Source organism: Bradyrhizobium sp. STM 3843 (genome assembly GCF_000239815.1).
GTDB lineage: Bacteria > Pseudomonadota > Alphaproteobacteria > Rhizobiales > Xanthobacteraceae > Bradyrhizobium.
In genome coordinates this window covers 1-19,683 of sequence record NZ_CAFK01000022.1, presented here as the reverse complement: position 1 = coordinate 19,683, position 19,683 = coordinate 1, and the positions used below count along the sequence as shown (strand labels likewise).

General features: G+C 62.0%; 11 protein-coding genes and 2 pseudogenes. 4 read left to right on the top strand and 9 right to left on the bottom strand.

Annotated features, from left to right (window positions below; translation table 11 throughout):
• The 4 genes and pseudogenes from BRAS3843_RS41985 to BRAS3843_RS03550 all read right to left on the bottom strand — a co-directional run.
• Positions 1 to 147, bottom strand: a pseudogene (locus BRAS3843_RS41985) (carbohydrate porin); the annotation flags it as partial.
• Between the two features lie 303 nt (positions 148 to 450).
• Entirely contained in the window at positions 451 to 1,512 is a 1,062-nt protein-coding gene (locus tag BRAS3843_RS03560) for an ABC transporter permease (RefSeq protein ID WP_008967352.1), read from the bottom strand.
• Positions 1,509 to 3,035: a sugar ABC transporter ATP-binding protein gene (locus BRAS3843_RS03555; RefSeq protein ID WP_008967351.1), complete on the bottom strand. Its 1,527-nt coding sequence runs from the start codon at positions 3,033 to 3,035 to the stop codon at positions 1,509 to 1,511. Before BRAS3843_RS03555 ends, BRAS3843_RS03560 begins: the two co-directional genes overlap by 4 nt.
• 64 nt (positions 3,036 to 3,099) lie before the next feature.
• Positions 3,100 to 4,065, bottom strand: a complete 966-nt coding sequence (locus tag BRAS3843_RS03550; protein WP_008967350.1) for a sugar-binding protein — start codon at positions 4,063 to 4,065, stop codon at positions 3,100 to 3,102.
• A 244-nt stretch (positions 4,066 to 4,309) separates the two neighbouring features.
• Here BRAS3843_RS03550 and BRAS3843_RS03545 point away from each other — a divergent pair, with 244 nt between their 5' ends.
• Positions 4,310 to 5,581, top strand: a complete 1,272-nt coding sequence (locus tag BRAS3843_RS03545; RefSeq protein ID WP_008967349.1) for an ROK family protein — start codon at positions 4,310 to 4,312, stop codon at positions 5,579 to 5,581.
• Positions 5,582 to 5,651: 70 nt separating this feature from the next.
• The gene (locus BRAS3843_RS03540; RefSeq protein WP_008967348.1) at positions 5,652 to 6,410 is read left to right on the top strand and encodes an SDR family oxidoreductase; all 759 of its coding nucleotides are present in this window, start codon (positions 5,652 to 5,654) and stop codon (positions 6,408 to 6,410) included.
• Positions 6,411 to 6,577: 167 nt separating this feature from the next.
• Here BRAS3843_RS03540 and BRAS3843_RS03535 read toward each other — a convergent pair whose 3' ends face one another.
• Together BRAS3843_RS03535 and BRAS3843_RS03530 are read right to left on the bottom strand one after the other, a co-directional pair.
• The gene (locus tag BRAS3843_RS03535; RefSeq protein ID WP_008967347.1) at positions 6,578 to 6,958 is read right to left on the bottom strand and encodes a lysozyme inhibitor LprI family protein; all 381 of its coding nucleotides are present in this window, start codon (positions 6,956 to 6,958) and stop codon (positions 6,578 to 6,580) included.
• A 341-nt stretch (positions 6,959 to 7,299) separates the two neighbouring features.
• Positions 7,300 to 7,698, bottom strand: coding sequence for an alpha/beta hydrolase fold domain-containing protein (locus BRAS3843_RS03530; protein WP_008967346.1), 399 nt, complete (start codon positions 7,696 to 7,698; stop codon positions 7,300 to 7,302).
• Positions 7,699 to 7,867: 169 nt separating this feature from the next.
• On the opposite strand from BRAS3843_RS03530, the gene BRAS3843_RS03525 reads away from it, so the two are divergent.
• A complete protein-coding gene (locus BRAS3843_RS03525; protein ID WP_008967345.1) occupies positions 7,868 to 8,584 on the top strand; it encodes an SDR family NAD(P)-dependent oxidoreductase in 717 nt (238 codons plus the stop codon).
• Between the two features lie 649 nt (positions 8,585 to 9,233).
• On the opposite strand, the gene BRAS3843_RS38745 is transcribed toward BRAS3843_RS03525, so the two are convergent.
• Both BRAS3843_RS38745 and BRAS3843_RS38740 read right to left on the bottom strand, forming a co-directional pair.
• On the bottom strand, positions 9,234 to 13,616 hold the full coding sequence (locus tag BRAS3843_RS38745) for an autotransporter domain-containing protein (protein ID WP_175361076.1): 4,383 nt from the start codon (positions 13,614 to 13,616) through the stop codon (positions 9,234 to 9,236).
• A 580-nt stretch (positions 13,617 to 14,196) separates the two neighbouring features.
• Positions 14,197 to 17,991: a tetratricopeptide repeat protein gene (locus BRAS3843_RS38740; protein ID WP_050886342.1), complete on the bottom strand. Its 3,795-nt coding sequence runs from the start codon at positions 17,989 to 17,991 to the stop codon at positions 14,197 to 14,199.
• Between the two features lie 307 nt (positions 17,992 to 18,298).
• On the opposite strand from BRAS3843_RS38740, the gene BRAS3843_RS03510 reads away from it, so the two are divergent.
• Complete coding sequence (locus BRAS3843_RS03510; protein ID WP_210161387.1) at positions 18,299 to 18,856, top strand: invasion associated locus B family protein; 558 nt, start codon at positions 18,299 to 18,301, stop codon at positions 18,854 to 18,856.
• 262 nt (positions 18,857 to 19,118) lie between these two features.
• Here the strand turns inward: BRAS3843_RS03510 and BRAS3843_RS39330 are convergent.
• Positions 19,119 to 19,313, bottom strand: a pseudogene (locus BRAS3843_RS39330) (homogentisate 1,2-dioxygenase domain-containing protein); the annotation flags it as partial.
• Between the last annotated feature and the right edge of the window lie 370 nt (positions 19,314 to 19,683).

The window sequence follows — 19,683 nt, the reverse complement described above, 5'->3', positions numbered from 1 at the left end:
ACCAAACAGATAAGGCCGCGTCCAGAAATCATCGGCCGACACATAAGGAACAGGCGGCGCTTTCGTCGGCAGATCGGCCGCATATGCCCCGCCGCTCAGCAGACACGATAAAACAACCCCCACCCCGCACAGACGTGCGGTCGTCATAGACCCGTGCAACATTTTTTTGCCCTTACAACTTCCCCAAGGCCTTGTTTATTCTTCTCGCACATCCCGGCCCAAAGCCATCAAACCTGGACGCGCTCCCTTCCCCAGCACACACCGATTTCGGCCGCCGCCCCAAACAGCGGCCCTGTGTCAACTGCAGGTTGGATCTTTCGAGGAAGAAACCGCTATCGCGGCGACGCCTTCGCTCTTGGCAAAGATCGTCGAACTCCCCCCATTATTCCCCATTCCCCCTCACTCAAGTGGCCGCGACCCAATTTGGCGCGCCCGATCTGATTTAAGCTCTCACGCCTGATCGCCCGTCCTGGTCGGCAACGCAGTCGCACCACCCGCCGACATGTGCTGCGTTCCCTGCATGAGCGTTGGTTTCGGCGCCGGACGTGCCACACCGGCCATCGCCATCTTGCGCCGCCGGCGCGCCTGCAACTGCTGGTCTGCGAGGACGCCGAGCAGGATCACCGTTCCCATCACCGCGAAGTTCAGGGAATTCGGAATGCCCAGAATATTCACGAGATTCTGCAGCACCTGGAGCAGCGCCGTGCCCAGCACGATCCCGAGAATGGAGCCCTCGCCGCCGCGCAGGCTGCATCCACCAAGAACGGCAGCCGCAATCGCATAGAGCTCGTAGAAATTGCCGAACGAACTCGGAGAAACCGAGTTCGTGTAGAACACGAACAACACGGTCGAAACTCCGGCGAGCCCGCCGCTGATGATATAGGCCGTCGCGATCACGGCATTCGTGCTGATTCCAGAGAACCGCGCCGCTTCCTCGTTCTTGCCTACCGCATAGAGCCAGCGCCCGTAGACCGAGCGGTGCAGCAGCACACCGAGGATCAGCGCAAGAATGATCAGGAAGATGAAGGTGTTCGGGATCCCCGCGATATTGCCGGAGGCGATGTCGCTCAGTGTCTTGGCCTCGTCGCCATAGCCGAAGCCACGTGTCGAATCGCTCGTATAGTAGCGGGCGGCTCCGCGATAGATCAGCAAGCCGCACAGCGTCACGATGAACGGCTGCATTTTCAGCCGGGTGATCAGGAAGCCCTGGATCGCGCCCAGCGCCAGCCCGCCCAGCAGGACCAGCAGCAGCGCCAGCGGCCAATAAATCTCATAGGTCGTCAGCAGGTCGATGAAGACGACACCGAGCAGCGCGAACATCGAGCCCAGCGAAAGATCGATGCCTCCGGTGATGATCACGAGCCCCTCGCCGAGCGCGAACACACCGAACAAGCCGATCAGATTGGCCATGTTCAGCAAGTTCACGAACGACAGGAATGCCGGATTGATCGCGCCTGTGATCGCGGAGATCAAAGCCAGCAGCAGGAACAGGCCGAGTTCTTTCTTCATCATGGCGCAGCGGCTTCCATGGTTGCCGGCGCCTGGCCGATCGCCAGCCGCAACACGTTGTATTCACTGAACTGCTCGCGCTCCAGCACGCCGCTGACAGTCCCTTCATGCATCACTGCCACGCGGTCGGACACGCCGATGACCTCCTCCATGTCCGAGGAGATCATCACGATCGCGACGCCCTGGTCGGCGAGATGGCGCATCAAGAGATAGATCTCGCTCTTGGCGCCGACGTCGATGCCGCGGGTCGGCTCGTCGAAGAACATCACGCGCGGCTGCATGGAAAGCCATTTACCGAGCACGACCTTTTGCTGGTTGCCGCCGGAGAGCGTCACGGCTTCCATATCGATGCTCGGCGCCTTGATGGACAGCCTCCTGACCTGCTCTTTCGCGACCTTGCGCTCGGCTGCGCTGTTGACCAGCCACATCTGCGCATAGTTCAGCAGGCTCGCGAGCGTCACGTTCTCCCGGATCGGCAATTCCAGCACCAGCCCGGCTTTCTTGCGGTCCTCCGGAACCAGATAGATCCCTTGCCGGATCGCGTCCCGCGGCGATGCGACACCGACCGGCGCGTTGTCGATCCTGATCTCGCCCCCCAGCAGCGGGTCAATGCCGAAGGCCGCGCGGGCGAGCGACGTGCGGCCCGCGCCCACGAGCCCTGCCAGGCCGAGGATCTCGCCGCGCCGCACCGACAGATTGATCTGCCGGTCCGGAAAGGCTGATGTCACGAGGCCGATGATATCGCAGCCGCCCGGCTGCGGTGGCCGTTGCGGCGGCGTATACAGCGCCTTCAGATCGCGGCCGATCATCAGCCGGATCATGGCAGCGTGGCTTAGCTCGGCCCGCGCCAGCTCTCCGACCGTGCGCCCGTCGCGCAGCACCACGACGCGGTCGGCACAGGTCATGATCTCGCCCAGCCGATGCGAGATATAGATCACCGAGATGCCATGCTCCTTCAGATCAGCAATCACCTCCAGCAGCCGCTCAGTCTCCGAAATCGTCAGGCTGGAGGTCGGCTCGTCCATGATGATCACGCGGGCATCGATCGAGAGCGCCTTGGCGATCTCCACCATCTGGCGCTGCGCGATGGACAGATTTTCGACCAGCGTGTTTGGCGTGAAGTCGGCGCCGAGGCGTTCCAGCAGCGGGGTCACGCGGGCGCGCATCTCCGCATTGTCCACCAGCTTCAGCGGACCACCCATCCGCTTCTCGCGCCCAATAAATACGTTGGCCGCCACGTCGAGATTCTCGAACAGATTCAGTTCCTGATGCACGAAGGCGATGCCGGCCCGCGTCGCCTCGCTCACTGTCATCCGGGCGTGATCGTCGCCGCCGATGCGAATCACGCCCTCGCTCGGCGCGATCACGCCGGCCAGCACGCGCATCAGCGTCGATTTTCCGGCGCCGTTCTCCCCGATCAGGCCCAGCACCTCACCGCGATATACGCGCAGGTTGACATCATCGAGTGCCCTGACACCGGGATAGGTCTTGCTGATCCCGGCAAGTTCCAGCAGCGTCTCCGCCATTCGGCGTTTCCTCCCGCACAACGCCCGGCCGCCTGTGGCAGCCGGGCGGTGAAGCTCACCGAAGTCACTTCTTCAGCAGTTCCTTCATGGATGCGGTGAACTCCGCGACATTGGACTTGTCGATCACCTTGGTCGGCACGATCAGCTTCTTGTCCGCCGGGACCCAGGACTTGTCGCCGTTCAGCGTCTTGATGATGTTGGTGGCGGAGAGATAGCCGAACTCGTACGGCTGCTGCACGACCGTGGATTCGATGGTGCCGTCGGAAACGCCCCGCAGCGTGCGCTGGTCCTCGTCGAAGCCGACGATCTTCACCTTGCCGGCCTTGCCCGCCGCCTTCACGGCGTCATAGATCAGCGGCGTCTCGTAGCTCCACAGACCGGACATCAGCGCGATGTCGGGATATTTGACGAGCACGTTCTCCATATTCGCCTTGGCCTTGGCGAAGTCCACCTGGTCGGTGTACACGTCGACCAGCTCGACCTTGCTGCCGGCGATCGCGTCCTTGATACCCTGCACCCGCTCGCGGGCGTTATCGGCATCCATCGTTCCGACGAACAGCGCGATCTTGCCGCCGTTCGGCAGCGCCTTCTTGATCTCCTCGCCCGCCTGCCGGCCGGCCGCGACGTTGTCGGTGCCGATATAGGCAAGGCGATTGCTCTGAGGCGCGTCGCTATCCGTCGTGATCAACACGGTCTTGGCCGCAACCTTGTTGAGCTCTTCGGTTGCGTGCGGCGCATCGTCGACAGAGATGGAGATGCCGGCAACGCCGCGCACCAGGAGGTCATCCAACTCGCGCCGCTGGCCTGCCGCGGTCCCTTCGTTGGTCACGATCAGCTCGATATTGTAGTCCGGGTGCTCCTTCTGCGCCTTCTCGAGCCCACGGCCTGCGATCGTCCAGAAGTCGGCCGCGACATTGGTCACCAGCGCGATGGTCTTCTTCTGCTGCGCCTCTGCCACGCCTGTGGCCATCACGAGCGCGGCCGCACCCGCGAGCAGCGGCACGAGCAATTTCGTCATTGAGCCCTTCATGTGCACGTCTCCCTTTTTGTCCCCCAAATCAGGGGTTTGACGCATGGCGCTTCTTGCGCCCTTATTTTCTTCACGCCGCGAACAAATTAGGCGCGACAATATGTCCAGTCAAGGATGTTGTTTCTTCTGTCTTCAAGTTCGAATAGCGCGCCGGGTACCATGAGGCTGCCCGCAGGTGCCCTCTTCGGCCGCGCGTGCGTTGCACACATTGATTAACTTCAGTGGGCGAATTAAAAGGACTTGCATGGATGAGCAGCCCGAGTCGACGAGACGTGCTTCAAGCCTGGCCCGCGGATCGAATCGCGGCCGCCTCGTCGAAGTCCTGCGACGTCAGGGGCCATTGCCGCGTGTGGAGCTCGCACGAAGCACCGGGCTGAGTTTCCCGGCTATTTCGGCCATCACCTCCCGACTCATGGCCGAAGACCTGCTGTGCGAGGCCGAGACCGATACGGGGACGGCGCCCCCGTGGTCCGACGATGCCGACGAGGAGGATTCGGACGGGCTGAATGGCCGCCGCCGTGGCCGTCCAGCGGTGCTGCTGACCATGAACCCGGAGTTCGGCCGCATCATCACGGTCTCACTGCGCATGAACCTGATCGAGACACTGATCGCCGATTTCAGTGGCTCAGGCGTGGCGCAATCGCGGTTGACGCTGGCGACGCGCGCTCTCGATGCGGGCGGATTATGCCAGCTGGTGGCCGCGCAGATCGATGCGATGCTGGTCCAGACAGCCACGCCGCGCGATCGGCTGTTGGGAATCGGGATTGCGCTGCAGGGCATCGTGAACGCGGACACCGGCCGGCTGCTGTGGAGTCCCGCGCTGTCGGTCACCGACGTCGATCTGGCGAAGCCATTGCGCGAGGCATTCGGGGTCGAGGTCGTGATGACGAACGACGCGGTCGCAGTTGCGCTGGCCCTCGCAGCCGCCGAGCCGGCCCTCGCACAGGGGCTCTCGGCCACGATCATGGTTGGCCACGGCGTCGGAATGGGCGTCGTCGTCGACGGTGAAGCGCGCTGGGGTGCCGGCAGCGAGATCGGCCACGTCAAGCTGGCGCCAAACGGTCCGCAATGCCGCTGCGGCCAACGCGGCTGCGTCGAGGCCTATCTCGCAGACTATGCGCTCTACCGCGACGCTCGCACTTTTGTAGACTTGCCGCCGGCGGTGTCGCAGCAGCCGTCCGAGGCGCAGATGGCTCTGCTGCGCCAGCGCGCGCTGGGCGGCGATCCTCGTTTCGAGCAGTTATTCCAGCAGGCGGGCCACGCGCTCGCGGAGGCAGTCGCCGCAACGATATCGGTGCTGCGCCCGAATCATGTCATCCTCGCGGGCCCCGGTCTGCAGGCATTTGACATGATGCGCCACGCCTATGAGGAGCGGCTCGAGCAGGCGGTGTTGCCGTGGCTGCTCAAGTCCACGGCGATTTATCTGCGCCCCTGCGAATCGACGGCAATTGTCGACGGCATGGTGCGGCGGACGCTGCGGGTCGTGGACCGAAACCACATGGAAACGACCGAGTGAACACCGCAGCTGCGGCCTTGTCGCGGCGACGCAACCGGCGCCCATCAGGTGCCGAATCGAGAGGACACGCATGCAGGGCGCGATCTATCCAAGCCTCAAGGACCGCACCGTGCTGGTGACCGGCGGCGGCTCCGGCATCGGCGAAGCCATTGTACGCCAATTCATCGGCCAGGGCGCGCGGGTCGGCTTCATCGACGTCGATGTGAAGGCTTCAGAACAGCTGCTGGCGAGCCTGCCGCGAGATGCCCGCGTGCACTTCGAGCACGCCGACCTGCGCGACATCGGCGCCTTGAGACGCGCAGTCGGCGGCGTCCGCGAGACGTTGGGGCCGATCACCATTCTGGTCAATAACGCCGCTCGCGACGACCGACACACCATCGCGGAGGTCACGCCGGAATACTGGGATGACCGGATCGCCGTGAATCTGAAACATCAGTTCTTTGGCGCCCAGGCGGTCGCGCCCGATATGATCCAGGCGGGCGGCGGCGCCATCGTCAACATCGGCTCGGTGAGCTGGGTGATCGGCCAGGGCAACATGCCCTGCTACACCACGGCCAAGTCCGCGATTCAGGGCCTCACGCGTGCGCTCGCCCGCGATCTTGGGCCGAACAACGTGCGAGTCAATTCCATCCTGCCCGGTTGGATCATGACCCAGCGGCAGCAGGATCTGTGGCTGACTCCGGAGGGCGAGGCCGAGATCATGCAGCGTCAATGCATCAAGCGCAAACTCGTGCCGGACGACATCGCCCGCGTCGTGCTGTTCTTCGCCGCCGACGACAGCGGCGCCTGTACTAACCAGAACTACATTGTCGATGGCGGTTGGGTCTAATGCAGCGGATTTGACGTTTGGGTCCTCCTGCCTGCATCTTTGCAACTTACACGTCGAACTCAAGACTGCGCTAGAAGCGACAATCCAGCTGGTGCTCCTTCGGCGCCCACATTGGTGACGGATTGTGCGGCGCCGGCCCTCGTCACCGGTCATGCGGAGCCGTCCGCTCACTGGTGTCCGCAGGTCAAGTCGCCTTCCGAGCAATTGATTTGAACGACCAGCTCCGCAGTTCGCATCCGCGTGATGCGCTCCTTGCAGATCAGGATCGCCAGCGGGTGGACGGAGCCGCCGGTCGATCCGAGTGCTTCGAACTCGCATTCCTGATCCCGGAAGTGCAGCCAAGTCGATTGCGCTTCGCGAAGGGCCGACTGTCCGGCCGGAGAGATTTTCTCCAGCAAGCGTTGGTAGGCGGCGTTCAGCGCGCCGTCCGCCTGCTCAGCGCTCTTCTCGTTCTTCGCCGTGATGCCCTGCTGAGTCTGTGCACGAAGCACAGCGTGGGGCAACGCCACAAGAACGAGGCAGGCGACGGTCGTAACTATCCTTTGCATCAACTCCTCCAGTCTGTTACGCGCACTTGGGTTTGTACTGCGCCATAGCTCCGACCATCATCTCTCGGATGCTGGTCGGCGGCGACAAACAACGGGAGCCGACAGCACCGCGCCACATGGCTTCTTCAGCACGAACGGAGGACATACTGGCAGCACAGAATTTCCGGCGCATTACAGGCCTGGACAACAGCATTGCTGTCGTAACCGTCGGTCTCCGTGCCGGTGCTTTGCACGACATGCCAAGAACGGCAACTTTGGCCCGTCGCCGCTCTCGCGAACTTGCCGACCTTGTGCGTCGTGGTTGGCAGGCGACGTGCGTTGTCTTCAGATCGAGCTGATAGTTATCTCCCACTTTGCACCGCGCCAGCCTGAGGAGCGCCTGCGACATCGTGCGCCGCGTGATCACGCATCTTCACCGTCAGATGCTCCGTTATGAATCGGGCCATCTCCTCCAGCGCCAGCGTCGCCTCCGGGACCATCCCTGCGTAAAGCTGGAAGTCGTGCCACATATGCGGAAACTCGCGATGCGAGACCGGGACTCTCGCCACGCTGAGTGCTTGGACGAGACGCTCGGAATCTGCGCGCAAGATTTCCTCGGAGGCCGATTGAACAAGGATCGGAGACAGGCCCGCGAGATCAGCGTAAAGCGGCGATACGAGCGGTGAATCGGCGGGCCGCCCCTTCAAATAGGCCGCTGCGGCGTGAGCGAGCCACGAAGCGCGTAGCAGCGCGTCAATCAAATGCGCCGACTGACGGCATGGACGAAGCCAACCTCATCATCCAGCGCGCGATCGACGAAACGGGCGATCGCAGCTAGTTGAACTGGCTGTCCGAAATCACCAATACGGCCACCGCAAGGCACCATCAGATGAGGACCTCCGTTTGCTTGGCTTCAAACCGGGAGGCAAAATGAGGTCGTCGAAGAAAGTCGCCGTCGTAACGGGCGCATCGCAGGGCATCGGCGCCGGAATAGTCCGGCAATTCCTTGCCAGGAGCTATCGCGTTGTCGCCTGCTCGCGGACCATCACACCCGCAGGCCAGCCGAATCTGGTCGAGGTCGCAGGCGACATTTCGCAGGCCGAGATCGCTGGGCGCGTCATCACAACTGCAATGGAGCGTTTCGGGCGCATCGACACGGTGATCAACAACGCCGGCGCGTTCCTGCCCAAGCCCTTTACCGAGTACACGGAGAGCGATTTCTCGAATCTCGTCCGAGTCAATCTCGGAGGCTTCTTTCATGTCTCGCAGATGGCGATCGCCGAAATGCTCCGCCAGGGCAGCGGACATATCGTCAACATCACCTCCAGCCTCCTGGCTGAGCAGCCGGTGAAGGGCGTGCCGGCGGCTCTGACGGCGATCACCAAGGGCGGGCTCAACGCCGTGACACGATCGCTCGCCATCGAATATGCCGACAAGGGTATCCGCGTGAATGCGGTGGCCCCGGGCGCGATCCGAACGCCGATGCATGCGACCGATGCGCATGCTTTTCTTGCCACCCTGCACCCCATGGGCCGCATCGGGGAAATTCAGGAGGTCGTCGACGCGGTCCTCTATCTCGATGATGCGGCCTTCGTGACCGGAGAAGTCTTGCACGTCGATGGCGGAGCCAACGCCGGGCGGTGGTGACTCCGGGAGTCCACCAGTTTGCCCGCAGCACCGAGCGGAGCATTGAGCGTCCGTCCCCGCGCGCTCGTCGAACTGTTCGGCCTTGACGTGCCGATCACCAGCGACGCTGAGCCGCAAGGTCATCAGCGAATTTCGGAATGCACGCGAAAGCCTGATCCGGGCCGGCGCCAAAGGCCGCGGTTTGTGCGCGACCGATCACCGACGAACATTCTGAAGGTTGAAGTCCGCTGCGCGATTGGAATTCGCTTAGTCCCTCTCGGGATAGCAATCCGTTCCCACGGCAGGGACAGCCGCTCCCAAGGATCAGGACGTCAAAATGCTCGGGCTGAGACGTTGTTTTCTCCCTTTATGACAGGTGCCACGAGGACCTCCGAGCCAACCGCTGGATGGGCAAACGATGGTCCGAGTCAAGGGTTCCCGTGCGGCGCAGCCACGCTATTGCCTACCAGACCTCCCTCTATTCGGCGACGCGGCCAAACCGGTTGCAGGCGGAGAATCGTTCCAGTGATCGATTTCCGCCCGCTCAATAAGTAGCTATCGCCGCGCAAGCTGGATGACTGAATCTCTCGGCACGAACGATCCAGACATGCCAAGCTGGGATTTTCCAAATGCAGGCGAAACACACCGCTCAATGCTCTTTTTCACATGTTCACCAAGAGTATTTCAGCGTGCCAGCGCCGCCGTAAGTCTGCGAGCCCATGCCGAACACACCCTCGAATCTTGCCATGGCGGTCCAGTCGGCGTTGATGTGAAGTTCAGCCGCGGCCGTGGTAAGCGCTGAATTCTTCGGCGCAGCGGCGCCGTTCACGGTGAAGTTTGCTCCGGACAATGCCTGGAAGACGGCGCCGAGCGACGGATCCCTTGCCCAGTCATGCGCCCAGGCAAAGCGGCCGCTCAATCCCAGCGGCATGCCGTTGACGACTTGCAGATTATCGAACCGGGCACCAAACTCGCTTCTGATGTCGGTCGCGCTCATTGCATTGTAGGAGAGGCCGAAGCCGCCGCCGGTTATATCGGTCTCGCTGTAGCCCGGCGTCCGGAGATCCTGGGCCTGGAAGGCGGCATAGGGCATCACGCCGACGATGGCCCCGGTGTTCTGCGTATCTTTGATCGGCACCGAATAACGGTAGCCGGTTTCGAACCGCCCCCCATAGCTCTGCCCGGTGAACTTTGCATGTAGCGGATCAGCAAGCGCGGCGCGGTCGGTGGTGAACCAGTGATTGGCGAAGGCGAGCGCGCCGGAGAGATAGAGCGGTCCCCAATGCGTCTTGGAATAGATAGCGGCGCCGACTGCATCGCTCCTCCCACCGCCGAGCGCTTGCGCCAGATTCCAATTGGTACCGCCGCCGGTCAGGCCGAAGCCGTAAGTGACGTTCGGCGTAGCGCGATAGTCGATGCCGGCGGCCAAGCCATAGTCGCGGGCCATGACATTGTTGGAGCCGAGCGTGGCATTGCCGTCGGTGACGCTCGTACCGCCGAACGCCGAGCCCCAGGCGCTCCAACGCTGATCGAAGCTTGACGGCATCTGGTCCCGCGGACGTGGCGTCCGCAACGCCTTGGCGTAAGCGAACGCGACATCGCGCGGCAGGCTCGAATCCTGCTCCGGCGCAAAGCCTGCCGCGCCGTCACCATTGGCCCGGCCTTCCCCGCCCCGGGTCGGATCCAGCATCAGGACGAGGAAATCGTTCATGAACTGACCGGCCCCCTTGCTCGCATCCGTGGCCGGCTCGCCGGAGAGCTGCGACAGCGCGTTGCCTGGGTTCGGGGTCGTAAACAGCGCGGAGAAGCCTGCCGGCAGCGAGCCGCCGGCATTGAAGTAGCCATTGATGGCATTGGCGGCATTCTGCTGGTTGACGTTCAGCCGATCGCCGGCGCCGAGACTGGCCCTTAGATCCAGATAGACGTCGGTCGTGTCGTAAGTGACGACGGCAGAGTAGCTCGACGGCAAGTTGAGGACGTTAACGCTGCTGAATCGACCGCTGATGCTGGTCGGATCGAGAATGTCATAATGCGTGTTACCTTTGAAGTTGCCGGGCTGGACGACGACATCCAACGTGCCGTTGAGCGAGACTGCGCCGGTCACGTCGACGCGCGAGACGCTCGCTCCAGCGATGGTGACGAGATAGATCGCGCCGGACTGGAAAGCCAAATTGCCGTTGATGTTCATGATGGTGCCGGCTACACCGGGTGTGCCGGGCGCGAGCGTGCCGCCGATATTGACGTTCGCTGAGCTCAGCGTGCCGACGCCGGCGAGCACCCCGCCGTTGTTGACGGCGATGGATGTGGCGCTGCTCGCTCCGTTGAGCACCACAGTGCCGGAATTAACGTTGACCTGGTTGATGCCAGTGAACCCATAGGCGCTGCCATATATGAAGCTGCCGCTGCCGAGATTGAAATTGATCGTGTTCGCGGCGCCCTGGCCGACGATGTTGCCTGTGACAGTGCCGCCTGAGATGTTCAGCACGTCCGCATTGGCCGAGAGCTTGATTGCACCATTGATCGTGCCACCGGCCTGATCGATCGTCACGGGGCTCGTCGCCAGATGGACGTCGATCGCCGCCGCCGAGCCTGTGATCGTGCCCGAGTTCACGATCGTGCTGTCCGCAGCGAAAGTGACACCGCTGCCGATGCTGATGGCGGTCGCGGCCGTGATCGTCCCGCTCGCGCTGTTGACGATGCCACCGGCGAACACGCTGACGTTATTGACGTTGAGGCCGGCATTGCCTGCGGAAATCATGCCGCTGTTCGTGATGCCGCCCAAAAAGGTCGAGCCGGTAACGAACATACCGGTCAGCTGCGCCGCAATCGTTCCGGAATTGGCGATGCCGCCGGAGAATGTCGAGTTGCTGATGAGGAATATGCCGTTGCGCAGCGACGAGATCGTCCCACTATTGCTGATGCCGCCGGCGAACGTTCCGACGCCGAGGATGTCGATGCCGAAATGACCCGCGGAAATCGTGCCGCTGTTGGCGATGCCGCCGCCGAATGAATTGACGTCGTTAACGCGGGTGCCGGAGCTGCCCGCGGAAATCATGCCGCTGTTGCTTATGCCGCCCGAGAACGTCGAGCTGCGGACGACGATGCCGCTGCCCTGCGCGGAAATCGTGCCGCTATTGGCTATGCCGCCGGCGAAGGTGATGCCGCGATAGGCGTTGATGCCGGTATCGCCCGCAGAAATCGTGCCGCTGTTCGTGATGCCCCCCGAAAAGGTCGAGCTGTCCAACGAGATGCCGCTGCCGTTCGCAGCGATCGTCCCGCTATTCCTGATGCCGCCGGCGAACGTGCCGAGGCCGACGATGTTGATACCGCTCGCCATCCCGGAAATCGTGCCGGCGTTGCTGATGCCGCCGGCGAAGCTACCGACATGTTCGACATAAATGCCGGAGAGCCGAGCGGTGATCGTGCCGGTATTGGCGACGGCGCCCGCGAAGGTCGAGATGCCGTTGAGGAGAATGCCGTAAGCGGTACTGCCCGTTATCGCGCCGGCATTGCTGATATTGCCTGAGAACGTCGAAACGTTGTTGACGTTGATTCCGGTCCAGCCCGCCGCGAGCGTGCCGGAATTGCCGTTGGTGATGCCGCCTGAGAAAGCCGAAACATTGCCGACGACGATCGCGGTGCGCCCCACCGAGATCGTGCCGGTATTGGCGACGCCGCCCGCGAAGCTCGAAACATTGTTGACGTAAATGCCATCGATGGTGCGTGCCGAGATCGTGCCGGCATTGTTGATACCACCGGCGAAGGTCGAGACGCCGGAAATGACGATGCCATACTTATCCGCCGAGATCGCACCAGCGCTGCTGATGCCGCCTGAGAAAACCGAGACGGTAGAAATGGCAATGCCGTCGTTGTTGGTGGCCGAGATCGTGCCGGAGCTGTTGATGCCGCCCGCAAATGTCGAAACATCTTGGACGTAGACGCCGGTAAAGCCCGCCGAGATCGTGCCGACATTGCTGATCCCGCCCGAGAAAGCCGAGATGGTGGAAAGGAAGATGGCATCGTTGCCGCCCGAGATCGTGCCGGTATTGGTGACGCCGCCGACTGCGCTCGACGAGCCGAACATGCCGGTATTGGTGACGTTGATGCCGTTCTGGTTCGCCGAGAGCACGCCGGCATTGCTGATGCCCCCCGCGAAGCTCGAAACGCCGGTGACGTAAATGCCGTGGGTGCGTGCCGAGATCGTGCCGGTATTGCTGATGTCGCCCGCGAAGGTCGAAGCGCCGGAAACGACGATGGCATACCTGCTCGACGCGATCGTGCCGGCATTGCTGATGCTGCCCGTGAATGTCGAGACATTGTTGACGTAGATGCCGTAGGTGTGCGCCGTAATCGTGCCGGTGTTGCCGATTCCACCTGCGAAACTCGAAACCAACTGGACATCGATGCCGGCGCCCGCCGAGATCGTGCCGGCGTTACTGATGCCGCCGCTCAAGATCCCAACATTCTCGACATAGATGTCGGCCAGGCGGGCAGTGATCGTGCCGGTATTGCTGATGCCGCCTGCGAAGGTCGAGATGCCGTTGACAAAAATGCCGTAGGCGGTACCCGCCGAGATCACGCCGGCATTGCTGATATTGCCGGAGAACGTCGAAACGTTGTTGATATTAATTCCGGTCCAGCCCACCGCGAGCGTGCCGGAACTGCTGTTGGTGATGCCGCCCGAGAAGGCCGAAACATTGTTGACGGCGATGGCGGTAAAGCCCACCGAGATCGTGCCGGTATTGCCGATCCCGCCCGCGAAGGTCGAAACATTGACGTAAACGCCATAATTGTGTGCCGAGATCGTGCCGGTATTGCTGACGCCGCCGGATATGGCGCCATTCACGGCAACGATGCCGCTCTCGGACGCGATGATCGAGCCGGCGTTGACGATGGCGCCGCCGATCGAGGCAGTGTTGATGGTAATGCCGGTCCGCGTCGGCGGCGAGCCACCGTTCGCGGTGATGACGCCGGTGCTGGTATTGATGATACTGCCGGTGACGGTGGCACCGTTGAAGACTTCGATGCAGTTGATCGCGCTCGAATTGCTCACCGCGGAGGACGTGCCGCCGTTCTGAGTGACGCAGGCGGCGAAAGCCGGAGCCGCCCCACCGCCAATCAAAAGCGCTGCCAGCGAGCTCGATGCCAGCAGCGCACCTATCCGTTGGCGTTGACCACCTCGTTGAACGCGCTTTTCACCGGGCCCTAATGCCGGACAAAGCGTCGCAATAATTGGTGCATATCCTGCACCGAGACACTGTCCTTGAGTTGAATCTGTGTATGCAGCCATGAGGAGCAGCGCAGTCTCGAACTTCAATTCCAGGTTGAACTTCAATCTACACTGGAGAGATCGCGCGTGAATGCTGAACTCCTCATCGTGTCTAGGAGTTTATAGTTAATGGCCGTTTAAGCTGACGATCGCGCGAACGACGGCGAACGCTATCGCAAAGATTGTGGACGACTATATTCGTGATGTAGTGAGCCGAAGCGGCGCGAGCGCTCGAGCAACATCGGTGATGATTTCCGCAGCTAAGACAAACGACCGGTTCATGCAGATCCTGACCGCGCGCGGCTTGCCCGCATCGCGCTCCATCGCCCGTTGCAAACAGGCCTCCCAACCGCCAAAGACGATTTTAAGCGCGGCCACTCAATGCAGTCAAAAGAGGCTTAAGCTGGTTTTCATAGACCCGCCAACGACCGACTGCGCTTCGATAGATGGGTTTGCGGACCTGCGTCGCACTGGCCGTGCGGACCGGCCGCTCGGTTCTGTGAAACGAAAGGCAGCGGTTGTCCCAGGGTAAGCCGCAATAGGCGATGATGCGCTGAGCCTGGCTATCCAGATCAGCCACTACGTCTTCATAGCGGACGTCGAGGAAGCTTGCGGCCGGCAGGACGCTGCGCCAATGCGCCATCAACCGCTCGTAGCGCCGGTAATAGCGGCCGAGCTCGCCGAGATCATAGGTGTGGTTTTGCTCGGCGGAAAACAGCTTGGAAAAGCATGACACGCAGGTGTCCACCGGATCGCGTGTGGTGTGAATGATCTTGGCGCGCGGTAGCGCGAGATGAATGAGCCCAAGGAAATAATAGTTCGACGGCATCTTGTCGGTGACGCGCCGCTCGGTCGTGCCTGCCGCCTGCGCAGCAAGCCCGCTGAGTTGCGCGACATAGTCGCTTCCGATCTGCCGCAGCGCTGTGCTGTCGAGCGCGTCGACGAAGTGCGGATATGGGATCGTACGGCCGTCCATCCCGCGAACGGTAAGAACGACGTCATTGAAGGCCTGCAGCTCGCCGGCACCGTGCACCATCGGATGGCTGGCGAGGATCTGTTCGATCAAGGTCGTACCCGAGCGCGGCATGCCAACAACAAAGATCGGCGACTGTGAAGGATCACCGCCACCGGTCTTCGCTTTGATCATGTCCAGAGAGAACACCCGCTCGATGTCGTCGAACAGCGCGAAAGCCGCCTTCTCGTCATAGGAAATGGTCGCGCGCTTGGCCGCATTGCCGGCGCACAAATGCTGGAACGAGCGTGGATAGTCCTGGAGATCGGCATAGGCCTTGCCGAGCGCGAAGTCGATCTGCATGCGGTCCGTCTTGGATAGGCCCTCGCTCTTCGCCGCAATTGCTTCCATGGCGGCGAGATGCGGGTCGCCAGCGCGGAACTTCTTGGAATCGGCGAGATTGACATAGACACCCGCGACCGTCGGATCGAGCCGCAACGCTTCGAGATAAGCATGCTCCGCCTCGCCCAGCTGTCCCAGTTCCTTCAGCACGTTACCCATGTTGTTATAGGCATCCGCCAGATCCGGCTTGAGCGCCAGCGCGCGGCGATAAGAGGCGAGCGCGCCATCGAGGTCGCCGCGCTCGAACGCGACCCGTCCCATCAGATTGGCTATGTCGTGATTGTCCGCATTGAGCACGAGCGCGTGGTCGGCGACCGCTGCCGCCTCATCGACTTTCTTCTGGTCGAGTAGCACAGTGCCATAGTGCCGATGAATCTTCTCGCTGTTCGGCTCGATGACGAACGCGCGACGCAGCAGATCGGCGGCTTCATCGAGTCGATCGAGATCCTTCACGGCCAACGCCAGATTATCGAGCGTATCGGGATTGTTGGGGGCAAGCGCGAGCGCCTCGCGGTAAGCGGTCTCTGCTTCTTCGGCGCGCTTGAGCTCACGCAGGCAAGTGCCGAGATTGTTCCAGCCGTCGGTAAAGCCCCGCTGCAATTCGATGGCGCGGCGATAGGAGGGCTCAGCCTCGGCAAAACGCTTCAATCGCTGCAGAGCGTTGCCACGATTGCTGTGCGCCTGCGCAAAATGGTCCTGCAACGCGATGGCGCGCTCGTAAGACGAGAGCGCCTCCTCGAACTTGCCCTGATCGAACAGTGCGATACCGAGATTGTTGTGGGCGGCCGCACTGCTCGGATCGAGCGCGATGGCACGGCAGCTCGCCGCGATGCCTTCGTCGACGCGGCCGGCAAGCCGGAGCATCTCACCGAGATTGGCGTGGTAGAGCGCCACATCGGGATCGATCGCGATCGCCTGCTGCACATGCGCAATGGCATCGGACAATTTGCCGGACTGATGCGCGATGATGCCGAGCATGTGTGCCGCTTCGGCATTGTCGGACTCGGCTTCGATCGCGCGCCGCGTCAACTCATGTGCATCGGCCAGAAATCCGTTGCGGCGCTTCTGTTCGGCGGCAATGAGGGCATGGCCCGGCGGAATTGCCTGCACGGGCGTAGCAATGGGCGCCTCAACCTGTGCGGCCTCCGCCGCCATGATCGCCGCGGCATGTGCGGCACGCCGTTCGCCTTCGGCCTTGAACGGCGTGAGCCGCGCGCGGTCGCCTTGCACGACAGCCGCAAGCTCCCCGGCGACGTGCGACACGATTTCGGTCCACTCATCACCGCGCTTTTGCCGGAACAGGCGCATGGTCGGGTACCAGGGATTATCCTCGCGGTTGAGCATCCAGCGCCAATCGGTCACCCAGGGCAGCAACACCCAAACCGGTTTGCCGAGCGCGCCGGCGAGATGTGCAACCGAGGTGTCGACCGTGATGACGAGGTCGAGCGCGTCGACCGCGCCAGCGGTATCGGCGAAATCGACAAATTGTGCGCCGAGATCTTCAATAGCAGGCGTACCCTTGAGCCTTTTCAGATCGGTCGTGCGCGGCCCAAACTGCAGGCTTACGAATGAAGCTCCCACGACTGCGAGAAGGGGCGCCAAGACATTTAGATCAAGCGAGCGGCGAGTGTCGTTGACGTGCTCGGGATTGCCGGCCCACACCAGCCCAACTTTGAGACCTTGCAACCTGGAGAGGTGCTTTCCCCAGCGCTGCGCGGTATCGGCGGGTGGGCGGAGATAGGGAACGTCGGATGGAATGGACTCAAGTCGGGTCCTGAACAGCCGGGGCAGACTCAACAGCACGGCATCGCATTGGTACGGAGCAGGATCGACGCGATCGCCGCATACGGTGATGCCCGGCAGGCTCTCGCGGAGCAACCTTACGAGCTGCTGATGCACACGCAATGTGACGTGGCCCGCGCGCTGCGCAAGTGGCGGGATGTACCGTACGAATTGCAGGGTATCACCGAATCCCTGTTCAGCTTGAACATAGATGTGTTTGCCGGCGAGACTGCCGCCCGTCCAAGGAATTTCCGGAAAGCGCGGACCCTTGCGTTCGGTCGAGCGCAGCCGCCATTCATATTCGTCAAGGCCCTCGCCGAATTCACCGCGCATGAGCAGGAGAATGCCGAGGCCGGAATGGGCATTGGCGTGATGCGGCGCCAGCGCGACCGCGCGCCGGAGCGCGGCGATACCTTCATCAAAGCTGCCACTGTGATGCAGGGTCGTGCCGTAATTGGCCCAACCATCGGCAAAGTCTGGCGACAGCTCAAGGGCGAGGCGATAGGCGGCGATCGCGTCGTCGAATTTCCGTAACGCGTGGAGCGCATTGCCGAGATTGCCGTGGGCCGCGGCAAAATTCGGCGCGGCCGCGATTGCCTTGCGTTGAGCACGCGCGGCCTCTTCGTAGTCTTTCAGCTCGTAGAGCGCGACGCCGAGATTACTCAGCGCCGCCGGCATATTGGGCTCGATGGCAAGCGCACGCCGCGCCTCAACAACGGCGAGCTTTGGCCGCCCGGCAAGGCGAAGCATCTCGCCGAGATTGGCATGAAACAGCGCAATCTGCGGTACGAGCCTGGTCGCGCGCTCGACATGCTGGATGGCTTCTGCGAGCTTGCCATTTTGGTGCGCGATGACGCCGAGGAGGTGCTCGGCTTCCGGCGCGTCCGGCTGCGCTTGAAGGATCTGACGGCACACCGCCTCGGCTTCCATCAGCCGTCCTTCGTTGCGGCATCGGTCGGCATATTGCAGTGCCTCGCCAAACGACATGAATGCCGTTTGTGGCTGCCCAGCCATATTGTTCATTGCCCAGATGCACCCCTGCCAGGCCCGTCCGCGATTCCGCACACGTTATCTTTCGGGGGCTGGCTTGTGAACCCCAGCCGCCCGTTTGCGGTCCGGTAGGCGCGGATTGTCATCGCAGCCGCTATCGCATATTGGGGCGCGCGGTTCTTGGCTGCGCTCCTACGCGATGTCGTGTAGGGATTGCCATCGGTTCGGTCAGAAGCGGTATGCACATTTGACATCTTCCCCTGTTTCCTATCGGGGTTGCATGGAGCTCGACACTGCAATGCGGAAGTTGCGAAGGCCGGCGCTTGCCGGCATCATGCTCTTGACACTTGCCGGCGGCGCCGGCGCGCAGCAACCGTTCGAACGCCCGGTGCTGCGGCCTGCCCTGCTACCAAACGTGTCTCAAGCTCAGCAGGCACCGGCGCAAGGCAACGTACCGCAGAGCACGACGGCCACCTATGCCGATTGGGTCGTGCAGTGCCTGACCCACGCTGGCACTCCCCCCGAGAAAATGTGCGAAATGGCGCAGCTCACTCAATTGCAGGGCAAGAACGTACCATTCTCGCGTATCGCGGTCGGGCATCCGGCGAAAGATCATCCAATCAAGCTCATCGTCCAGCTTCCGGTGAACGCGTCGTTTGCCACGGCCGTCCGGATCCAGACCACTGATAGCGATCCAGGCCTGACGGCGCCGTTTGCGCGCTGCGTGCCGGGGGGCTGCTTTGCCGAATTCGATCTCAAGGAAGACACTCTAAAAAAACTCCGCGCTGCGAGTGGCGTCGGCAAGCTGTCCTTCGCTGAAGCTGGCGGACAAGTCGTCGCCGTACCGCTGTCCTTCAACGGCTTCGCGCAAGCCTACGAGGCGCTACTCAAGGAGTGAGTTCACTCGTTTTGCCGAATGGGCTCAGCTTGAACCACCGGTCATGGCCAGGCTTTTTGTGGCCATCCGCGCCGAGCCACCAGGGTAAACGGCTTCGCAACTCGCACATCCAGTTCGAAGCCGCCATGACACGGCAAGTTGGCGTCGCTTTCCGCCGAGGCGGGCCAAACATCAGAAAGATCTCAATATCGTCGGCGCCGTCACGGCGCATCGTTTCAAGCGGAGAGCTTGCCCGCTTTCGGTTGCCGACGCGCGTTTTTCTCTACGACCGCGCGAACTTGCGTGTGAGACCGTCCCAGTAGTCGGGATACGCGCCGTCAAGCAGTTCGAGCTGCGAAGCGTACACGGTCGCGCTCAAGGGATAGCGGGTCTCGAACATGAAGGCCATGGTACCGGACAGCCGTTCGGGGACGAGATTCTTGTGCGATGCCTTTTCGAAAGCCTCGGCGTCCGGACCGCGATCGGTCTACCGTATCCGTCGTCGACAGCCGATCGCCTACACGCACTGAGCAAGCGCGAGGTTTAGCGTGAAAAGGCTTGCCGCTTCGCTGATAAATGCTTTTCTCGTCGCCGAATAATTCGCTTTCGAACAAACTCTTCGGCAACGCTGCCATTGTTCGGTTATCACCGGCTCGCACCGTGAGCTCGCTTGACCGCAGCTTGCAATACCGCTGTAGTTTCTTCCGTTTGAGTTGGCGCAATGACCAGCGAAGTCACTGATGCCGTCTTATTCAAAAAGCGCGAACTGAAGATGGCTCTTGCGAGAGGTGCTCATCCTGCCTTCGTAAGTAAAGCCGCTCCCACACATCGACCAGCGCCTCGGCCAA

What these genes read in the sequence shown, in the direction of transcription:
- BRAS3843_RS03560 (WP_008967352.1), bottom strand. Translation starts at nt 1,512, where the DNA reads ATGATGAAGAAAGAACTCGGCCTGTTCCTGCTGCTGGCTTTGATCTCC.
- BRAS3843_RS03555 (WP_008967351.1), bottom strand. Translation starts at nt 3,035, where the DNA reads ATGGCGGAGACGCTGCTGGAACTTGCCGGGATCAGCAAGACCTATCCC.
- BRAS3843_RS03550 (WP_008967350.1), bottom strand. Translation starts at nt 4,065, where the DNA reads ATGAAGGGCTCAATGACGAAATTGCTCGTGCCGCTGCTCGCGGGTGCG.
- BRAS3843_RS03545 (WP_008967349.1), top strand. Translation starts at nt 4,310, where the DNA reads ATGGATGAGCAGCCCGAGTCGACGAGACGTGCTTCAAGCCTGGCCCGC.
- BRAS3843_RS03540 (WP_008967348.1), top strand. Translation starts at nt 5,652, where the DNA reads ATGCAGGGCGCGATCTATCCAAGCCTCAAGGACCGCACCGTGCTGGTG.
- BRAS3843_RS03535 (WP_008967347.1), bottom strand. Translation starts at nt 6,958, where the DNA reads ATGCAAAGGATAGTTACGACCGTCGCCTGCCTCGTTCTTGTGGCGTTG.
- BRAS3843_RS03525 (WP_008967345.1), top strand. Translation starts at nt 7,868, where the DNA reads ATGAGGTCGTCGAAGAAAGTCGCCGTCGTAACGGGCGCATCGCAGGGC.
- BRAS3843_RS38740 (WP_050886342.1), bottom strand. Translation starts at nt 17,991, where the DNA reads ATGAACAATATGGCTGGGCAGCCACAAACGGCATTCATGTCGTTTGGC.